The following is a 617-nucleotide window of genomic DNA, read 5'->3' on the forward strand; positions in this document are numbered from 1 at the left end:
ACATCAGCTACATCCCATCCTGGATCAAAGGCCAGCACTTTTATCTCTATATGATCGTCGATATTTATAGTCGGAAAATTATCGCTGCAGAAATATTCACGAGTGAGTCAGGTGAAAATGCCGCAGAACTACTGCAACGAGCGGTCTGGAACGAAAAATGCTCATCACGAAACATTGTTCTCCATTCTGATAACGGCGGACCAATGCGTAGTTATACGTTGCTGGCAAAAATGTATGCTCTCGGTGTACTAAGCTCCTACTCCCGCCCTCGCGTCAGCAATGATAACCCTTACTCAGAATCGTTGTTCCGGACACTCAAATATTGTCCGTGGTGGCCTGAGAATGGCTTTCGCACCATAGATGATGTCCGGGCATGGATAAATCGCTTCGTAAACTGGTACAACCTGGAACACAAGCACAGTGGGATCAAATATGTCACCCCGGACGAACGCCATCGGGGGCTTGATGTAAAAATACTGGCAGCCAGGAAGTCTGTCTATCGACAGGCCCAGAAACAACACCCAGAACGCTGGAGTCAGCAACTTCGCAACTGGGACTACATACAAGAAGTTTATTTGAATCCAGAAAAAGAAGCGGCATGACGTAATTTTATTACA

The 617-nt window shown here is 46.4% G+C and carries 1 protein-coding gene; it reads left to right on the forward strand.

Features of this window, described 5'->3' with window-relative positions; translation table 11 throughout:
* Positions 1-602 (forward strand): integrase core domain-containing protein (locus HV477_RS27955; protein ID WP_175065755.1); only part of this gene is annotated, 602 nt, incomplete at its 5' end.
* Positions 603-617: the final 15 nt, after the last annotated feature.

It is taken from the genome of Salmonella sp. SG203, from assembly GCF_013350575.1.
GTDB classification, from domain to species: domain Bacteria; phylum Pseudomonadota; class Gammaproteobacteria; order Enterobacterales; family Enterobacteriaceae; genus Salmonella; species Salmonella enterica.